We start from the raw sequence: 18181 nt of genomic DNA, 5'->3' as shown, positions 1-18181 counted from the left end.
TGGCTGTTATTTTATGTGGTTTAAGGTTTAAGGTTTGAGTGACTTGGCAATCAAAGTCAAATGGTTTCATTTGATTTCGTCTTGTTGAGTTAAAATTATTTATTCAATGGAGGTAAGGCAATGGCAAAGCATGAAACCCCTTTGTTGGACGAGCTGGAATCCGGGCCGTGGCCAAGCTTTGTGTCCGACATCAAGCAGGAAGCCGAAGTCAGGGCAAAAAACGAAAAAGGAATTGATTTTCAGATTCCTGCTGAAGCTTGCGACGACCTGCTCGGTCTTCTGGAACTCTCCTACAAGGACGGCACCACTCACTGGAAGCACGGCGGCATCGTAGGTGTTTTCGGTTACGGCGGCGGCATCATCGGGCGTTACAGCGACAAGCCCGAAGAATTCCCCGGCGTGGCTTCCTTCCATACAGTACGTGTGGCTCAGCCTGGTGCAAAGTACTACACCACTGAGTACCTGCGTAAACTGATGGATCTGTGGCAGTTCCGTGGTTCCGGTCTCACCAACATGCACGGTTCTACCGGCGACATCGTTCTGCTCGGTACCACCACGCCTCAGCTGGAAGAGATCTTCTACACCCTGACCCACGAGATGGATCAGGACCTCGGCGGTTCCGGGTCCAACCTGCGAACCCCCGCTGACTGTATCGGTCAGTCCCGCTGCGAATACGCCTGCTACGACACTCAGGAGCTCTGCTACTTCCTGACCATGATGTACCAGGATGAGCTGCACCGTCCCGCGTTCCCCTACAAGTTCAAGTTCAAGTTCGACGGTTGCCCCAACGGCTGCGTGGCCTCCATGGCCCGTTCCGACCTCTCCTTCATCGGTACCTGGAAAGATCAGATCCAGGTGGACCAGGCTGAAGTGGCCAAGTACGTTGACGGCACCAACCCCGCCAACGCCGGCGCTCACAGCGGTCGCGACTGGGGTAAATTTGATCTGGACGCCGAAGTACTCGCCCTGTGCCCCACCGAGTGCATGAAGTACGAGAACGGTGAACTCAAGATCAACGACAAAGAGTGTAACCGTTGCATGCACTGCATCAACGTTATGCCCAAGGCTCTGAAAGTCGGTAAGCAGCGTGGTGTTTCCATCCTCGCCGGCGCCAAGGCCCCCATCGTTGACGGCGCTCAGATGGGTACCCTCGTGGTTCCCTTCCTTGAAATCGACCAGACCATGAACAAGCAGCTGGCCGACTTCGACTCCGAAGAAGAGTGGATGGAGTACCTGGAAGAGAAATACGAAGCGCTCACTGAAGTCATCGAGTCTGTCTGGGATTACTGGATGGAAGAGGGCAAGAACCGTGAACGTCTCGGCGAGCTGATGATCCGTCAGGGTCTCCAGAAATTCCTTGAGAAGATCAACATGGAGCCCCAGGCCGTACACGTCGATCATCCCCGTACCAACCCCTACATCTTCTGGAAAGAAGAAGAAGTTGAAGGTGGCTGGGACCGTGACATCAACGAATACAGAAAGCATCACGCACGCTAGGAGGGGTATACCATGGCTTTTATTTCCTCAGGATACGATCCCGAAAAACCGATGGAAGGTCGAATCACGGACATTGGCCCGAAGCATTACGACCAGTTCTATCCCGAAATTATCAAGAAGAACAAAGGCAAGTGGAGCCACCACGAGATCCTCGAGCCCGGCGTTCTGGTCCACGTGGCTGAAAGCGGTGACGAAGTGTTCACCGTACGTTGCGGCGGCGCTCGTCTCATGAGCTCCACCCACATCCAGGAGATCTGCGACATTGCTGACAAGCACTGCGACGGTCGTTTGCGTTTCACCACCCGTAACAACATCGAGTTCATGGTGGATTCCAAGGACAAGGTTGAAGCCCTCAAGGCTGATCTTGCCCAGCGCAAATTCCCCGGTGGGTCTTACAAGTTCCCCATCGGCGGTACCGGCGCCGGTATCTCCAACATCGTCCACACCCAGGGTTGGATTCACTGCCACACCCCCGCCACCGATGCCTCCGGCACCGTAAAGGCAACCATGGACGAAGTGTTCTCTGATTTCCAGGATCACAGACTGCCTGCCAAGCTCAAGATCTCCATGGCTTGCTGCCTCAACATGTGCGGCGCGGTTCACTGCTCCGACATCGCCATCCTCGGTTACCACCGTAAGCCTCCCATCTTGGATCACGAGTACCTTGACAAGGTGTGCGAGGTTCCCCTGGCTGTAGCTTCCTGCCCCACCGCGGCCATCAAGCCCGCCAAGGTAGAGCTCCCCAGCGGCGAGACCGTTAACTCTGTAGCGGTTCGTAACGAGCGTTGCATGTACTGCGGTAACTGCTACACCATGTGCCCCTCCATGCCCCTTTCCGACGCCGAAGGCGACGGTATCGTGCTCATGGCCGGTGGTAAGGTGTCCAACCGTATCAGCGCACCCAAGTTCTCCAAGGTTGTTGTGGCCTTCCTGCCCAACGAAACCCCGCGCTGGCCTTCCATGACCAGAGCCATTGACGAGGATCAGATGAGCAGTACGCCAAAGGCGCCCGTAAGTACGAGCGTTTCGGTGACTGGGCTGAGCGTATCGGTTGGGAGCGATTCTTTGACGTGTGTGAACTCGACTTCACCCACCACCTCATCGATGACTTCCGCGATGCTGCGTACCAGTCTTGGCGTCAGACCACTCAGTTCAAGTTCTAATTCACGCTGAGCACGCATCCATTTCGTATGGAAATGGATAACTTGCAGGGGACCTGGTCTCCAGGTCCCCTGCCCTATAAATTGGAGGTCCCCAATGGCATTAGAAAAAGAAGCAGCCAAAGAGGTCATCATCGAGAAACTGACCAAGAAGTCCAAATCCAAGTCCAAGTTCTACTTGAAGGATTTCTACGCATTCTTCCCCGATGAGAAGCCCCGCGCCGTAAAGAATATCGTGAACGCCCTCGTAAAAGACGAAGTTCTCGAGTACTGGTCCAGTGGTTCCACCACCATGATCGGTCTTAAAGGCCAGGGCAAGCAGGCCGGCGCAGAAGGCGAAGAGTAATCTTCCCCTGTTTCGCTGACAGGCTTTCCAGCGTATTTGTCTAAGACTCCCAAGTGCAGTGATTGATGAAATCTGAAAGAATCAGCAGTATCCCAGGCCTTTTTATTTCCGCGCTTCGCGGTGGATCAGGGAAAACCATTCTGACCATTGGCATCACCGCTGCACTGAGGAGTCTTGGCAAACAGGTTGCCCCCTTTAAAAAGGGGCCCGACTACATCGATGCCGGGTGGCTCTCCCTGGTGAGAAATGCTGCTACAACCTCGATACCTACCTGATCGACCACGACACCGTGGTCTCCTCCTACCTTGCCAATTCAGCCAAGCTGGGCGCGGACATCGCCATTGTGGAAGGCAACCGCGGCCTTTTCGACGGCATCGACATCGACGGCAAGACCAGCACCGCAGAAACCGCAAAGCTTCTCAAGGCACCCGTGGTCCTCGTTCTGGACTGCTCCAAGAGCACCCGCACCATGGCAGCGGCCGTCCTGGGATGCCTCCACTTCGACCCGGAGCTTACCATCGGCGGGGTGATCCTCAACCGCATTGCAGGCCCGCGGCACAAGAACAACCTGATCAACAACATCGAATACCATACCGGTGTGAAGGTGATCGGGGCGGTGCCCAAGCTCAGGACCCATGATTTCCCCGAGCGGCACATGGGCCTTGTTCCCACCCCTGAACACGACTGGGCCTTTGAGTCCGTAAAAAACGCCGAGACCATTATCCGGGATAATGTGGACGTGCCGGGTATCATCTCCCTTGCGGAAACAGCCGAGCCCTTTGAGCGCATCGTCAGAGTCCCCGAGGTCGAGGCCGCAGGTACCGACGATCGACCTGTCATCGGGGTGATTCGCGACGCCTCCTTTCAATTTTACTACCCGGAAAACATCGAAGCCCTGGAGGCCGAAGGCGCCCGCGTGGTGATGATCAGCCCCTTAAGGGACACCGAGCTCCCCGACGAGCTTGACGGGGTCTATATCGGCGGGGGATTTCCCGAGACCCACGCCCGTGAGCTGGGTGAGAATGTGAGCTTCCGCCAGAGCCTTCTTGCCCGCATCAAAGAGGGTATGCCTCTCTACGCCGAGTGCGGCGGTTTGATCTACATGGGAGAAGAGCTCGAAGTGGATGGAGAGATCCACCCCATGACCGGTCTGTTTCCCCTCTCCTTTTCCGTGTCCAAAAGGCCCCAGGGACATGGGTACGTGGTGGCCGAGATCACCGGGGAGAATCCCTTTTTTGAGGTGGGAACCCGTATCAAGGGCCATGAGTTCCGTTACTCCAAAATCACCCGATGGGACCGGGAAGACAATGACGCCGCCTTTACCATGGCACGGGGCACGGGCATGGCCGACAAGGCCGACGGCATTACCAGGTACAACGCCCTGGCCACCTACACCCACATCCACGCCTTGGGCACCCCTGCCTGGGCACCCTCCTTTGTTTCCAAAGCCTTAGAATACAAAAATCGATCTTAACAATCCCGGCTGATGCGGCCCGCTCCGGAGCACGACCACCCCCATTGCCTCGCCACCTTCCACAGAAAGCGGTGCCGTCGCGCACGTAGGCTCTTTCATTAAACCACTATGTCGACGGGTTGTATCTGTAAGGTTACGGCAGGCGTATGCCCGCAAGGAGATCTCGATGGATATTTTTTTTGAGGGATTTGTGTGCTTGTGGGGCGGGATCAAGGGATGACCGGCCATCACGCCGGAAGGTGCGGAAGCCGCACCCGCACATGGGAACACCTGTTTAAAAAACGGCATGTCCCGTGCGGGCGGGCTGGGTGCACCCTCCGGCGCCTGGTAAGCCCAAGGGGCCTTTTAGCAGGACATTAAACCTGCTTGAAGATATCCCCAACCATGCGGGGATTCCAGGTACCCCGGCCGGATCGGGTGGGGACCTTGGCCTTTAAAAAGGCCGTGGCGATGCGGGTCTGGGTGAGGCCCTGGGTTTTGAATTCGGCCATCACCTCCATGAGGCGGTCCTTGAAGGCCCCTTTGTCTTCGGCACCCATGACGGCAAGCTCTGCGGCCACGCTGTCCAGGTCGCTGTCACTGGGGGTGGCGGGCTCTGCTACAGGGGCCGCCGGTGCAGGCTTTTCCGCCGCAGGAGCAGGTGCGGCTTCAACCGCAGCCTTGGGTGATACGGCAGCAGCAGGGACCGGCTGAGCCTCGGGGGCCTTGGCCACGGGCTGGGCCGGTGCAGGCTGATTACCCTTCATGGCCGAGTCGCGTTTTTTCTTCTGCTTGAGGAGCCACTGGGTCACCTGCTTGGCCTTTCGGGTGGTAACGGCCTTGAGCTTCATCTCTTTTCGGTACATGACCGCGTCCATGACGAGGACCCCGTGGGGATCGGTGAGGACAGACCCGGGAAGGTCGGTGCTCTCCACAGCCCATCCGTCGTTTTCCAGCCAGTAGATGCGCTTTCCTTCTGTCCATGGGGCCTTTGCCGATGACGCCCTTGATCCAGACCCAGCCTTTGTCGCAGCGGTTCTGGATGAGGCCGCTCATGAGGGCCACGCTGCGGTTCTGGCTCTTTTCATGGATATGGTAGAGGTTTTCGGCCATGATGGACTGGACAGCCAGTTCCATGCGCTCAGATTCAATGAGATCTCCCAGCAGGGAGAGAGGTTTGCACGCTCTTTTCGATTTACCGGGTTTGAAATGAACCCTGATCTTTACATCCTTCTTCAACGGTCTCACTTCCTGTCATGACTTGCTGTGCGTTTGCTGTGACGGCTTGGAACACAAAACGGCCCACGGGAACACATAGTAAGAATCGCTTCCCCCGACAAAGGGAAAACCCGCCTTAACCCTTGGCTGATTTGACTCAATACCCAGGCGGATCGCAACGATGAACGGGGTCTATGTGTTGTCGTGGGCCCTTAAAAAGCCGCACCGAAGGAAATCATTTGGCGGTATCACGGGTGAGACCCCTGTCTCCCCTACCGAAGAAAAATGCTTTCACTTCAAGATGATGGGTTTGAGAAATCCATACCATAAATTCTCTTTGGAGACAAAAAAAATGGGGGGCCAAAGCCCCCCAGGTTCAAAAAAAAGTCACTTTTTCACTTTCAGACCTTGAAACGGCTCACCAGACCGCTCATTTCATCGGAGAGCGTGGCCAGGTTATCGGCGTCGGACTGAACGCGGCTGCTGTTGTCTGCAAGGAATCTGGCCTGGCCGTTGACCTCCTCCATCTCCTCGGTGATTCCGTGGGTCTCTTCGCTGCTCTGGGAGATGGTGCGGGTGACCTCGTCAATGCCCATGGAGGTCTGGGCCACGTTGTCGGCAATCTCCCGGGTGGTGACAGACTGCTCCTCAACAGCAGCGGCGATGCCCGCTACAATTTCGCTCACATTGGAGATGATGGTGTCGATTTCGGCGATGTCGCTGCTGGCCGCGTCCGTGGAGTCCTGGATTCCCCGGATTCGGTCGGTGATTTCCCCGGTGGCCTCGGCCGTCTGGCGGGCCAGGTCCTTGATCTCCCCTGCCACCACGGCAAAGCCCTTGCCGGCCTCTCCGGCCCGGGCCGCCTCGATGGTGGCATTCAGGGCCAAGAGGTTGGTCTGGTCCGATATCTCGGAGATGGTCTCGGTTACCACCCCGATGTCCCGGGCGGCCGCGGCAAGCTGTTCGACCCCTTTGGCCACCCCGCTGGCCTTGCTGGCCGCCTGGGTGGAGATTTCCCGGGCGCGCCCTGAATTACCGGCAATCTCCGTGATGGTGGCGGTCATCTCTTCGGCGGCCGAAGCGATCATCCCCACGCCCGCCGAAGACTGGTTCATGGCGGCGGCCACATCGGCCATGTGGGCGTTGAGCTCCTTGCCGGAGGTGGTGACGGAAACGGCCTTGTCGCTCATGTCCCCGGAGGCGGTTTTCATCTTGTGGGTGACCCCGGAGAGATCGGTGGAGGCCCCGTCGATGATCTTGGTTTTGCCGGCAATCTGGGTGATGAGGTCCTGGAGGTTGCCCACAAAGGTGTTGAACCACTGGGCCAGCTCGCCGATTTCGTCCCCGGACTGGATGCGGATGCGCATGGTCAGGTCTCCCTCCCCCTGGGATATATCCCTCATGCGGGAGGCAATACGCTTGATGCGGGTGACCACCATGGCCTGGGTTAAGGTTCGGACCACGAGCCAGATCACCACCATGGTGATGGTGGCGATGATGATCAGCTGGTTCCGGAGGGTGACGGCTGCGGCAAACACCTCCTCAGACGGCGCATTGATGACGGTGATCCAGCCGGACAAGTTCTCCTGCTTAAAGACGGAGATCTTTTCCTGGCCTTTGAAATCATAGGTCCTCAGCCCATTTTTCAGTTTGAGGATCTCCTTGCTGAAATCGAACATGTTGCCGTTGAGGGTGAGGATCTTGCTCTTGTCCGGGTAGGCGATGACCGCCCCGTTCTCTTCCATGACAAAGGCATAGCCTGTCTCTCCCACCTTGATGGGGTCGATGAAGAGCTCGGTGACGGTGTTCATTTTGACCACGAGGCTGATGACACACACCACGGCGCTGTTCGCCGTCAGGGGCAGGGATTCCACGTAGACGGGCTCGCCGCTTACCTTGCTCTTGATTACCCGGGAGGTGACGGGCTGGCCCTTGAGGGCTTCCTTGAAGTAGGTCCGGTCCGAAATATTCAGGGAGTTCTCCACCCCGGGGACTGCCGAGGCAATGATGGTTCCGTCCGGCAGGGTGATCAGGAAGTTTTCGATGCTGGGAAAGGTCTCAAGGATGCGGGAGAGCTTCTCATGAACGGCCTTGCGCATCAGGGTGTCCTGATTGATGGCGAAGTTTCTGTACAGGGTGTCCGACCCCCAGTAGTGCAGCAGGGAACGGTTGTCTCGGATGAATTTTCCCAGGACCTCGGAGGTTGCCTCGGTCAGTGAGGTAAGCTGGGTGTGAACGCTCTGCTTGAGAGCATTTTTGGAGCTGACATACCCGAGGGTGGTGATGGCCACAAGGCCCGTGAGGATGATGAGCAGGACAGGTATAAGGAATTTTAGGCGTAGCTTCATGTGCGGTTCTCCGTGCCAACGTTGAAATATAAGGGGTGAAGAAAGGCTCTTCACATATTGCCTAACGAAGAATAAAAAAAGGCCGGGTCGGGCAGCTTTATTTTGCTGATAACGCCATGGAAGTCGCGTTTCGTTTTGCCCGTTGTGAGATGTTGTATACTTAGTTCAATCTCACTAATGTAGTCTTAACGGCACGGAACTATGTTTACTTAAGAACTAATTCGGAATTTTTCGAAACTTTTTTACAATGAAGAATAAAACAGAGGAAACCTGTCGTTATTTTAAGTGATTACCGGATTGCTGACAGAAGGGATCACCCGCGGTCTTTTCGTGTAGATTGGGTAAGTGAACGCCGGAGAGGAAGGGATGGGTGGGCAAAGAGCCGCCGGGAAGCGGAGGGCGGGAGCAGGCAATGAAAAAGGCGCTTTTTCCTGAAAAGGAAAAAAGCGCCTTTAAACAGATGCCCTGAATCAGGGACGACTACTTTTTAATTTTGCCTTCGGTGTGGCATTTTTTGCAGCTTGTGGGGGCCGGCCCTTTGGCTTTCTTGTCTTTGGCCTTCTTCTTGAACTCTTTGTTGAAGGCTTTGTGACAGGTGATGCAGTTGTCATGGACGGCCTCAGCATGGTACTGACGCTTTTCCTTGCCCTTGAGCTTTTTCTTGCCTTTGCCCTTGGGAGCCCGGCCGAGCTTGTCGTGGCACTCGATGCAGCGCTGGACATCATCACCCATGGTGAGCTCCAGGGCTTTGCCGTTTTCATCGTGGTGGCACTCACCACAGCCGATCTTGTAATCTTCGTGGTGTTTCTTGTGAGTAAACGGTACCGGGCTGTACTTGTGTCCGCCGGCTTCGGTGTACTCTTTGGTTTTCATGTCAAAGGTGTCTTCCACGGTGGTCCCTGCCCAGAGAAGACTCACCGCCGCAAGAGAGACCACAAGGGCGGACAGCAGCGTAATCAAACGGGTTTTGTTCATTTTTAGTTTCCTTTCCTCTCCCAGTCGGTGACGGTTCGGTACGAAAGGTGCAGCCCGTGGCTGTGTCGTCAACTCCGCAGCGGCCGTCCCGGTTTAAAGCGTGATTCCCCTAAAATCACCATTTACAGAAATTATAAACGGGGTGATCTTATCAGGGGGAACTTTCAATGTCAATTGGTTCTCAGTGGATTTATCCAGTAGAAAACTATGGATTTATGATGTGTTTATAAAAGGTTACCCTTGAAGGGCTTCCTTCGGGTCCGGGCGTGGAACCGGGGTGGGAACCGGGATATCCCGGGGGTCGGAGACACCGGATTCGAAATAGCGATCGGCCTGGTACATCATGGCATTGAGCCGGTCGTCAAGCAATTGGCGCGCCTCTTCACAGACCTCCCGGGAGGCGCCCTCTTCCACATGGATGGGTTCGGCGTACATGAGCATGATGCGGGAGAAGGGCTTGGGGATGATGGTACGGTCCCAGCTTCTTAAGGTCCAGTGGTTGTCGCAGCTCCACATGCCGGCCTGGATGGGGCGGCCCGATTTCTGGGCCAGGGCCACGATGCCCATCTTGGAGATATAGGCAGGGCCGGTGGGGGCGTCGCAGGCCAGGGCCGCAGGGTGGCCTTTTTGGACGTAGGGCACCATCTCCAGCAGGGCTTCGCGGCCCCGTTTTTTGGAGGATCCCCGCACGGAGATCCAGCCAAAGGCTTCGACATAGCGGGAGGCAAGCTCACCGTCCCGGCTCATGCTGGCCATCACCACCACCTCTTTGAAGCGGTAGTACCAGATGTAAGGAATCAGGCGCTGGTGCCATGTGACATACAGGACATTGCCGTGGGTGCGGCCCCGTTTGTGGGCGGCGCCAGCGTCTTTGCCGAAAATCTCCAGTCGGCAGGTGGCAAAAAGAAGGGAAAAAAGGACCCGTGAAAGAAGGCCGATTGCGTAGGACAAAGGGGGACTGAGCTTCTTCAATGATCGTCTCCATGGGTTTAATCTGCGGGTCTGGACCCGATGGGAAAATTCCTGGGTCGCTATTCTATCCTCGGGGTGTAAATTGATCAATTGAAAAAGCCTGTTGGAAATTTGAGGGTGTTCGAGGTACACTCATGGGCCTTGGGACCCTTTGGATAGGGACCCTGACGCCCGGTCACCGGATAAAATCCATTGCAGTTTTCTTCAATTATGCTATTGCATCGGGTGGCGCGGACGGTGCCGTTTCCGTATTGTATAGTGAGGGTAAATCGGTCGGTTAGCTCTGGTTTCCGGAATGCATGCCCCACGGGGGCCTGCCCGTGACGGAGGGCGCGTCTGTTCAGTGGGCCGAACCGCTTTGTGATCAACCGGGGTACGGCCTTCTGTGTTTTGGATATTGCCCTCTGGATTCAGGGTGTTGGGTGGATCCCAAGGGGTGTGGATACTTTTTTTGCAGGAGGCATCGGTGAAAGTCAGGCAACTTGCCCGTCAAATTGTTGAGTTTTACGAAAAGATTTCCTCCTGGGAGAATTCGGTGGTTAAGGGGAGCGGGTTGACTCCTTCCCAGATGCACACCATAGAGATCGTGGGCCACGAAGGTCGTCTTCGCATGCGGGAGCTGGCCGAGAAAAAAGGGGTCACCACGGGAACGGTGACGGTAACGGTGGATCGCCTTGAAAAAGAGGGGTACCTCCGGCGGGAAGCCCATGAAAAAGATCGCCGTTCCTATGAAATTGTGCTGACAGACAAAGGCGAGGCGCTTTTCAGGCGCCACCATGAATATCATGTGAGCTTAACCGAAGAGATGGCAGCGGCCCTCACTGAGGAGGAGATGGTTCTCTTTTCCGGGATATTATCGAAGGTCAACGGAGTATTTTAATCATGGATCATCACGAGCAGAATTTTCTGGAGCAGCATTCAGACGAGTATATTGAAATGGCGTACAGCTACGAAAGGCTGGAGCGCGTGGAGAACCCCGACGGCTACGGCAAGCGCGTTGGGGACTGCGGGGACACGGTGGAGATGTTCCTGACCATCGAAGAGGAGACCATCAAGCACGTCGCCATCCAGATCGACGGATGCCTCAACACCATCGCCTGTGCCAACACCGTGGCCTCCATGACCGAGGGGCGGACATTGGAAGAGGCCTGGGAGGTGACCCCTGAAAAGGTTGCCGGCTACTTAAAGACATTGGAAGAAGATCATTTCCACTGTGCGGAACTCTCCGTGGGTGCCTTTTTTCTTGCCCTGAACGATCATCGCAAGAAGACCCGAAACGGATGGAAAAAGACCTATACCCACTGAGGTGTTATGGACGAAACCCCTGACAACCGCCTTTTTTTTCTCATCAACCGAAGCCGTCATGTGCTGCTGAAGTGGGCCGATGCCATCCTGATGGAGAAGCTTTCCGTCACCTCGGCCCAGCTTGCAGCCCTTTTTATCCTTGAAAAGGAAGACGGGTGCCTCTTAAAAGAGCTGAGCCGGGGGCTGGGGCTGAACAATTCAGCCATCACAGGCCTGGTGACCCGCATGGAAAAAGCAGGGCTCATTGAAAAGCGCAGCTGTCTGGAAGACGGGCGTGCTTTCCAGGTGTATATTACCCCCAAAGGGGCCCGAACCGCCGCCCTTGCCCTGCCCCTGGTGGATCAATTCAACGAGTTCGCTTCAGAGGGGTTTACCCCGGAGGAGATGGAGACGGTGTGCCGTTTTCTCGGTTCTGTCATCCACAAAATCTCCTGTGCCCAGACCCGTCCCTCCTGATTTGGCTTCCTGCGAAATTCTATCCTGTTTTGTGCTTGAAGTGATGGGTTGCAGCGTTGTTTTTCGGGATGGGTCGCACTTTACTTGCCAAACCTCTGTCTGTTTGTTCTGAAAATCGGTCTTTTTTATCGTTAATGAGTGCTTTTTGCCCTTGGCGTGGGTGAATGTTGAAAACTTTTTCTAGCTCGCCCTTCCGAAGGCCTGGGATTCATAACTTTTCAACAGGACCCTGCCTGAAACCAGCCACAGGACACAATGACGTTTCCCCTGCTCACAGAATGGACCTTCTGGTTATGGGTGGCTCTGGTACCTGTGGTGGCGCTGGCCCTTGTCCGGGCCGTGCGCATCATCGGCTGGGCTCTCTCCCTTACCCGTGAGATACGCGCCCTTGAGGCGCGGGCCAAAACCGCACCGGATCATGAGGCTGCCGCCCTTGGCGTGGTGGTCTCTCACTGCAGGGCGACCCTTCGCTCTTTCTCCCCCGACCTTCCAAGCCTTGACGATCTTCACGGCTACCTTACCGAAGTTGCCGCCGCCTTTCACCCCGAGGCGCCTCGCCCGGAACTGAGGGTGTCTGTGGGCCACCTGATCCGAACCCTGAACCGTTCCCTGGATCGCTTTGACGCCGTGCTCGAACGGCCTGGCCTGGCTCGCCTCAGCCGGGTGAGAGTTGCCACGGTCAAGACCAGCACCCGTCGGTTGAAACGGGTCACCGGCTTTCCTCCGGTGCGCTGGTACCTCCGTTTCAGGCGCTGGATTTCCGGCATGAACGTGTTTCGCCTGCTTCTCCTCCCCGATCCCGTCTCCTGGCTGATTACCCTCTCCGGAAATCTCTCCCTCATGGTTCTGGGCAAGTGCCTCCTGACCGACCTTCACCTTTTTGTGGGCACCACCGCCCTGGAACTCTATGGCTCACTGGGTGCCGAAGGGGAGTCCTCCGGCGGGGAGCCTTCTCCCGAGGCCATGGAAGAGGTTTTAAGGGAACTCGAGGGGCTCGACGATGCCCCGCCCGCAGCCATGGATCCTGCTCTTGCCCCCCTTCGCAGACGGATCACCGGGGTGTCGGCGCTTTTTCATCCCACCCCCGGCCTCTCTGTATTTGGGAAAACCGTAAAAGAGTCCGCTGAGCTCCTTGCCCAGAAGCACTTCCCCGAGGCGGACTCTCCCCTTGATGAGGCCAGAATCGGTCCCATCCTGGAGCGTACCCGCCACCTTCTGGCGCAGCTGGGCAAGGGAGAGTCTCTGCCTGTTGCCGGGCGTCTCTTTCGTGTCCGCCTGGACACCCTGGCAACGGTTCGCCGGTATGCCGAAGAGAGCCTGCCCAAAAGCCTCAAAGAGGCCGTCACCCACGGGAAAAAAGCCTATGGCTGGCTCAAGTGGCCCCTGACCGCTTACCGTCTTACGGCCAGGGGCGGGCTCCTCAAGGTGGCTGCGGGCCTGGGATGGCGTACTGCCGGAAAGGGCGTCACCCTCTTTTTGTACGGGCGCCTCTACGACTACGCCATGGAAGACGTAGACAGCGTGATGAGGCGATCCAAAGAGATGGCCTGACAGCCACGCAAGGTGGTTTAGAGTTTGGGCACGGGCCGTGAGGTTGCCTGGAAGTCCCTCATGAACATCTCCGGAATACTCTGGGACTCAAAGGTCTCCTGTCCCTCTTTCATGCCGAACAAAGAGAAGCAGAAGCCGATGGCCGCGGCACCGTTAAAGACAACCCGGGCGGCGCTTACGGATTGAAGGGCCGGGGTGGACACGAAACTCCAGAGGGCCGGATCCAGTGAGACACCGGAGTCGGTTGCCTGGCCGCTGATGGTGGCCAGGCCGGTCTGGGTGTTGATGCGGCCGCTGAGCTCAAAAGTGTAGCTCATAAACGAGAGCTGGCTCCCGGTCTGGAGGACTTCATCACTTCCTTCCGTGGTCGTGGCAATGGTCATGGTCTCGGTGATGGACTGATAACTGCCACGCTCCGGGATAAAGATGGTGACGTTGTAGGTGCCGTCAAACTTTTGCTGTGCCATGGTGATCTCCTTTGGGTCGGACAAACGAAGGTTAAGGGATTGCTGTGCCCATGGGGCGACATCTGCGCAACCGCTGGTGCGGCAACAGAAAGAAGGTGGGGCTGTCTGTGGCGGAGAAGGAGGCGATGGTGGGTGCAGAACGGCGGTGAATACAAGGGGGCCCATGGGAATGAATGTTTGGGTAAACCTTGTAATTTATAGGGGTTGATGGGTGCTCTGTCAATGTTTAAGATGCGTTGATTTTTCGATGTTGAACGGGCCATGGTACGGGATGCCGAACCCAGCCGGAAAACCAGGGGATTCCCAGTCATCAGGCCACACCGGACCCGGGTGCGATTTTATGAAAATCGCGATCATTCCAGCTGTTATGTATACCGGAGGGCCTCCACCGGGGTGATGCGGGCTGCTTTGGTTGCCGGGTAAAGGCTGACAACCAGGCCCAGGGTGACGATAACCCCGTTGGCGGTGAGGATGTCCGTGGGGGTGAGCACCGGGATGATGATGCGGGGCATGCCCCACATCTCGGTTCCCGCGGCAAGGGCGGAGAGGTCGATGCCGTGAATGGCGATGAGAAAGACCGTGGCAATACCCAGGACATTGCCTGCCGTAAGGCCCAGGAGCAGCAGGAAAAGGGACTCCAGGAGAACCCCCCGGATGATACCCGAAGGGCTCATGCCCAGGGCCCGGATAAGGCCGAATTCCCGGATTCGCTCGAAGACGGCCATGAGGGTGGTGTTGACAATGCCGAAGCCCATGGCAATAAAGACCACCCCGTACCAGATGTAGATAAAGGAGTCCGATAGCTTCAGGTACGCGGCCAGCATGGGCAGGCGCTCCTGCCAGGTGGTGACGGAGAGGGACTCGGTGTTGAGGACTTGGCTTATGGCCCTGGCCACCTCTTTTTCTTCTCCCATCTCAGGCAACACAATGGAGACCTCCGAGAGGCGGTCCCCCAGCCCCAGCATCTGTTGTGCAGCCCCAAAGGGGACAAAGAGATAGGTCTTTTCGGTTGCTTCCAGGTCCGCGTCAAAGACCCCCACGATGCGAAAGGCTTTGGAGGCGATCTCTCCTTTTGTGTCCTGGCTCATGAGGATGAGCTTGTGACCGATCCTGGCCTCGTAGGCGTTGAGAAGGGCCCGTCCCACCACCACCTTGCTTTTGTCCGAAGCCTTAAGGGGGCGCCCTTCGGTGACGGCCCCGCCGATAAACGAGACAAAAGGCTCGCGCTCCGGGTCCATGCCCACAAGGGTTACCCCGCCGGAGTGGCGCGCGTTGGCAGCCACGGCCCCTACGCGGATGCGGCCGGTCCAGTGGCTTCCCCGGGGAAGACGTGTCGAGAGGGCCTCTTTGTCGATGGCGCCCTCACCAAGGGAGTAATCCACCACCGGATCGTCCATGTACTCGGGGTGCTGGATCTGGATGTGGCCGGTGAGGGTCTTGATGCCGTTGCCCAGCATCTCCCGCTGCATGCCCCGGGTCAGGGCGCTTAAGAGGATGATGCTCCAGATCCCGATGACCACGGCCGTTGTGATCACCAGGGTGCGCCTCGGGTTGCGCCAGATGTTGCGCCAGGCCAGTTCGTTATGCATGGTGCATCGCCTCCACGGGGTTCATGTTCCGGATCTTCAGGGCGGGAAACAGAGCGGAAAACAAGGTGATGGCAAGGACGGCCACCGGGCCGATGGTGGCCGAGAGCAGCGAGAGCTTGGGGTAAAGGCGGCCGCTGATGCCGTATGCCTTCATGATCTGGTCACTTCCCGGGATGAGGATGCCGTGGGACTCGAACCAGAGGGTCAGGGCTGCTCCAAAGGCGATGCCCACCGCAAGGCCCGTTGCCGTCATGAAAAAGGATTCGGTTAAGACCAGCCCCATGAGGCGTCCCGGGGTGGTGCCGATGGCCATCATCACCCCGAACTCCCGGGTGCGCTCGAAGATGGCCATGACAAAGGTGTTTAAAATGCTGAAGGCCACCACAATAATGAGGATCAGGTACATGATGAGCCCGCTCACCAGGTCCATCTGGATGCTCTGGAGAAGCCCGGGGATGAGATCCATCCAGTCCAGGGCCACTGGGGGGGGGCCGTTGTGGGGCAGCTCCGCCAGCTTGGCGCTGAGCTTCGCCTTCAAGGGCGCCACCTCCGACAGGCTGCTGGCCCGGATGGCCACCTCGTGCACCCCGCCTTCCATGGTAAAGAGATCCTGGAAAAAGGCCAGGGGCAGGAGCACCACGTTGCGGTCATAGGCATCCAGCCCCGACTCGAAGATTCCCTGAACCGCCACCACCGTGGCCGCCACCGATCCGTCCCGGCCCTGTCCCAGAAGCGTCAGCTCATCCCCCACCCCCACCTTGAGGTTCCGGGCCAGGGTCTCCCCCACCAGGGCCGCGTCTTCCCCTTTGAAATAGCTTCCCTGCCGGATGATGGCTGCCAGGGTGGAGACTTTCTTTTCGCGCTCCGGGTCCACCCCCGTGACCATGCACCCGTAGGTCCGGCTGCCGCTGGTGACCAGGGCAAACCCGTTGGCCCTGGGCGCTGCTGCCACCACCCGCAGGTCCCCGTCCAGCAGAGCCGCTTCGGTCTCATCATCCCAGTTCAAGGCCAGGCGCACCTCCCGGTTTTGGCCTGCACCTGAAGGTGCCCGGTGCGCAAGGAGACCGACGCGTTGATCATGGTCTCGTAGGTCCCAAACTGAAAGGAGAGCATAAACACCAGCAGGAGCGCTGCAAAGGCAATGGCGGCAATGGTCAGCAGCGTGCGCCTCGGATTCCGCCAGATATTCCGCCATGCAAGGGCGATGTCTGTGTTCATTGTAAGGCCTCATGGGGGCGGGGGGTTAAGAAAAAAAGTAACTATTCAGCTCCAAAAACAGCCTCCGGCGGCAATCAGATAGCAGATGTCATTTGTCCCTCGTTCCTCGGGTCACATCACATCTGCATTTAAAACGGCATTCATGTACCTTTTTTTATGACCTGTTTGTTAAACTTTTTAAACGTTTAGCCCCCGGCAGGGCCGCCGGAGGCATAAGCTGAATGGTTACGAAAAAAAATGGGTTTTTCTTGCGACCCTTATTTTCCCACCTTGATCAGGTTGGCCCGGGTAAAGGTGTTGGCCGGGAGTTCCCGGGTAAAGGTGAGGGCGTCGTAGACCATGACGGTGTATTCGTCCTGTGTGTCGGTCTTGGCCATCTTCCAGGTCATGGGAAAGAGCTTGCCGTCCACGGATTGGATATCCGAGGCCGTCATCTCCTTGACCGGTTCCAGCTCTTCATCAAAGAAGGTCTCTTTCAAGAGAATGTGGTCGTCCCGGATTTCAAGGGTGATCCTGCCCCAGATGACCGGGGCATCGGGCTTGGGGTCGGACTGAACGTTATAGATGGTGTGGCCGCTTTGGGTGGTCTGTCCCGTGAGGCTGTGGGTGTAGTCGTAGATGAGGCTGTCGGTCTTGGCCAGGTCGTTGTTGGAGAAATCCGAGCCCTGCCAGCTCTGGCTCATCATGGAGGGGGGCAGCTTGATGATTTTGTTGACCTTGGGGTTGTAGATCCACATGGTCCGCCCTTTTTTCAGGGTGCCGTTGCCCCTGTCCTTGGCCGGGGACTTGATGACAAAGAGGCTCTCGGATTCTCCCTGGGTCCAGGCGTCGAGGGAGACGGTGCGCTGCCAGGTGGGGCGGTGGATGGTCATGGTGAGCCGGGAGACGGAGGCCTCCCCGCGCCAGTAGTCAAAGGCGGCCCGGACAATGGATTCGGCTGATTCTCCGGTGCAGGGGGCGGGCATGAGACACAGCACCGGCAGGAGAAGGGCAGCCAGGACGCGTGTCAGAAAAATCACGCGCCGTGGGGCGTGGTAGCTTTCTTGGAAGGTGCGGTGGGGGAAAAGCAGTTTCATCGCGGGCTCCTGGGGTGGTGGGTTGCCTCAGGCGGTCGCAAGGATAACGCGGCCATGTCTCCCCTGTTTTTGCACAGCAACAGATGGATTTCAATGGGTAATCACAGGGCTATATAAAATCCTCCCCGGGACGGGACGCCTTGGAATCGAGCCCTTGAAGGGTGACGGGCAGGGTGTAGAATTCCACCCGCAGTTTCACGGGACCGGTAATCACCACGTGGTGATAGCGCTCCGGAAAGATGACCACGGGGTGATCGGGGTCGCAGTCGATGGGGTGGTCCTGATCGTCTTCCCAGACGAACTGGCAGGCCCCCTCTTCCACCACGAGAAGCCCGCACTTGCCCTTAGGGGCCATATGCTTTGCAAGGATGCCCGGTGCAATGGTGGTTTCGTCCATGGTGGGGGTGGCACCGGCGCGTTCTGCGCCGGGAGGCAACTGGGCGTTCTGGAAGTTCATGGGTACCTCCTTGGGTGGGGGATTCATGGGGGCTGAAAGCCGGGAATCGGGCTTTCGGTTGTTAGAAGATAAGCACCCCTGCCCTTTTTTCAA

The 18181-nt window shown here is 57.3% G+C and carries 19 protein-coding genes; 9 read left to right on the top strand and 10 right to left on the bottom strand.

Annotated features, from left to right (window positions below; genetic code table 11):
- Nucleotides 1-120 precede the first annotated feature (120 nt).
- From dsrA to ACOYW1_RS27425, 5 genes are all read left to right on the top strand, one after another.
- Nucleotides 121-1497: a dissimilatory-type sulfite reductase subunit alpha gene (dsrA, locus tag ACOYW1_RS27445; RefSeq protein WP_482420488.1), complete on the top strand. Its 1377-nt coding sequence runs from the start codon at nucleotides 121-123 to the stop codon at nucleotides 1495-1497.
- A 12-nt stretch (nucleotides 1498-1509) separates the two neighbouring features.
- Nucleotides 1510-2670 carry a dissimilatory-type sulfite reductase subunit beta gene (gene dsrB, locus ACOYW1_RS27440; RefSeq protein ID WP_482420487.1) on the top strand — a complete coding sequence of 387 codons (1161 nt, stop codon included), beginning with the start codon at nucleotides 1510-1512 and terminating at the stop codon, nucleotides 2668-2670.
- A gap of 84 nt (nucleotides 2671-2754) precedes the next feature.
- On the top strand, nucleotides 2755-3003 hold the full coding sequence (locus tag ACOYW1_RS27435) for a dissimilatory sulfite reductase D family protein (RefSeq protein WP_180138187.1): 249 nt from the start codon (nucleotides 2755-2757) through the stop codon (nucleotides 3001-3003).
- Between the two features lie 65 nt (nucleotides 3004-3068).
- The gene (locus ACOYW1_RS27430) at nucleotides 3069-3278 is read left to right on the top strand and encodes a nucleotide-binding protein (RefSeq protein ID WP_482420486.1); all 210 of its coding nucleotides are present in this window, start codon (nucleotides 3069-3071) and stop codon (nucleotides 3276-3278) included.
- Entirely contained in the window at nucleotides 3230-4477 is a 1248-nt protein-coding gene (locus ACOYW1_RS27425; protein WP_482420485.1) for a cobyrinic acid a,c-diamide synthase CobB, read from the top strand. The genes ACOYW1_RS27430 and ACOYW1_RS27425 overlap by 49 nt, the downstream gene beginning before the upstream one ends.
- 356 nt (nucleotides 4478-4833) lie before the next feature.
- Here the strand turns inward: ACOYW1_RS27425 and ACOYW1_RS27420 are convergent, their stop codons facing one another.
- The 4 genes from ACOYW1_RS27420 to ACOYW1_RS27405 all read right to left on the bottom strand — a co-directional run bounded on the left by ACOYW1_RS27420 (nucleotide 4834) and on the right by ACOYW1_RS27405 (nucleotide 9969).
- Nucleotides 4834-5391: a hypothetical protein gene (locus ACOYW1_RS27420; RefSeq protein ID WP_482420484.1), complete on the bottom strand. Its 558-nt coding sequence runs from the start codon at nucleotides 5389-5391 to the stop codon at nucleotides 4834-4836.
- 684 nt (nucleotides 5392-6075) lie between these two features.
- Nucleotides 6076-8022 carry a methyl-accepting chemotaxis protein gene (locus ACOYW1_RS27415; RefSeq protein ID WP_482420483.1) on the bottom strand — a complete coding sequence of 649 codons (1947 nt, stop codon included), beginning with the start codon at nucleotides 8020-8022 and terminating at the stop codon, nucleotides 6076-6078.
- Nucleotides 8023-8502: 480 nt separating this feature from the next.
- Entirely contained in the window at nucleotides 8503-8997 is a 495-nt protein-coding gene (locus tag ACOYW1_RS27410) for a cytochrome c3 family protein (protein ID WP_482420482.1), read from the bottom strand.
- Between the two features lie 234 nt (nucleotides 8998-9231).
- On the bottom strand, nucleotides 9232-9969 hold the full coding sequence (locus tag ACOYW1_RS27405) for a lysophospholipid acyltransferase family protein (RefSeq protein WP_482420481.1): 738 nt from the start codon (nucleotides 9967-9969) through the stop codon (nucleotides 9232-9234).
- 466 nt (nucleotides 9970-10435) lie between these two features.
- Between ACOYW1_RS27405 and ACOYW1_RS27400 the strand changes: the two genes are divergently transcribed.
- From ACOYW1_RS27400 to ACOYW1_RS27385, 4 genes are all read left to right on the top strand, one after another.
- A complete protein-coding gene (locus ACOYW1_RS27400) occupies nucleotides 10436-10849 on the top strand; it encodes a MarR family transcriptional regulator (protein WP_218950983.1) in 414 nt (137 codons plus the stop codon).
- Between the two features lie 2 nt (nucleotides 10850-10851).
- Entirely contained in the window at nucleotides 10852-11274 is a 423-nt protein-coding gene (locus ACOYW1_RS27395; protein ID WP_180138172.1) for an iron-sulfur cluster assembly scaffold protein, read from the top strand.
- 6 nt (nucleotides 11275-11280) lie between these two features.
- Nucleotides 11281-11730, top strand: a complete 450-nt coding sequence (locus ACOYW1_RS27390; protein WP_482418566.1) for a MarR family winged helix-turn-helix transcriptional regulator — start codon at nucleotides 11281-11283, stop codon at nucleotides 11728-11730.
- Between the two features lie 255 nt (nucleotides 11731-11985).
- The gene (locus tag ACOYW1_RS27385; RefSeq protein ID WP_482420480.1) at nucleotides 11986-13281 is read left to right on the top strand and encodes a hypothetical protein; all 1296 of its coding nucleotides are present in this window, start codon (nucleotides 11986-11988) and stop codon (nucleotides 13279-13281) included.
- 17 nt (nucleotides 13282-13298) lie between these two features.
- On the opposite strand, the gene ACOYW1_RS27380 is transcribed toward ACOYW1_RS27385, so the two are convergent.
- From ACOYW1_RS27380 to ACOYW1_RS27355, 6 genes are all read right to left on the bottom strand, one after another.
- On the bottom strand, nucleotides 13299-13748 hold the full coding sequence (locus ACOYW1_RS27380; protein WP_482418564.1) for a hypothetical protein: 450 nt from the start codon (nucleotides 13746-13748) through the stop codon (nucleotides 13299-13301).
- Between the two features lie 365 nt (nucleotides 13749-14113).
- Nucleotides 14114-15337 (bottom strand): ABC transporter permease, encoded by a 1224-nt coding sequence (locus tag ACOYW1_RS27375; protein ID WP_482420479.1) that lies wholly within the window; start codon nucleotides 15335-15337, stop codon nucleotides 14114-14116.
- Nucleotides 15330-16343, bottom strand: a complete 1014-nt coding sequence (locus tag ACOYW1_RS27370; RefSeq protein ID WP_482420478.1) for an ABC transporter permease — start codon at nucleotides 16341-16343, stop codon at nucleotides 15330-15332. The genes ACOYW1_RS27375 and ACOYW1_RS27370 overlap by 8 nt, the downstream gene beginning before the upstream one ends.
- Nucleotides 16340-16555: a hypothetical protein gene (locus ACOYW1_RS27365; protein WP_482420477.1), complete on the bottom strand. Its 216-nt coding sequence runs from the start codon at nucleotides 16553-16555 to the stop codon at nucleotides 16340-16342. Before ACOYW1_RS27365 ends, ACOYW1_RS27370 begins: the two co-directional genes overlap by 4 nt.
- 257 nt (nucleotides 16556-16812) lie before the next feature.
- Entirely contained in the window at nucleotides 16813-17631 is an 819-nt protein-coding gene (locus ACOYW1_RS27360) for an outer membrane lipoprotein-sorting protein (protein WP_482420476.1), read from the bottom strand.
- Between the two features lie 109 nt (nucleotides 17632-17740).
- Nucleotides 17741-18088: a TehB-like domain-containing protein gene (locus tag ACOYW1_RS27355; RefSeq protein ID WP_482420475.1), complete on the bottom strand. Its 348-nt coding sequence runs from the start codon at nucleotides 18086-18088 to the stop codon at nucleotides 17741-17743.
- Nucleotides 18089-18181: the final 93 nt, after the last annotated feature.

This window comes from Desulfoluna sp. CYM3A, from assembly GCF_056829965.1.
Note: the sequence above shows the minus strand (reverse complement) of the source record. Positions and strands in the feature narration are given on the sequence as shown.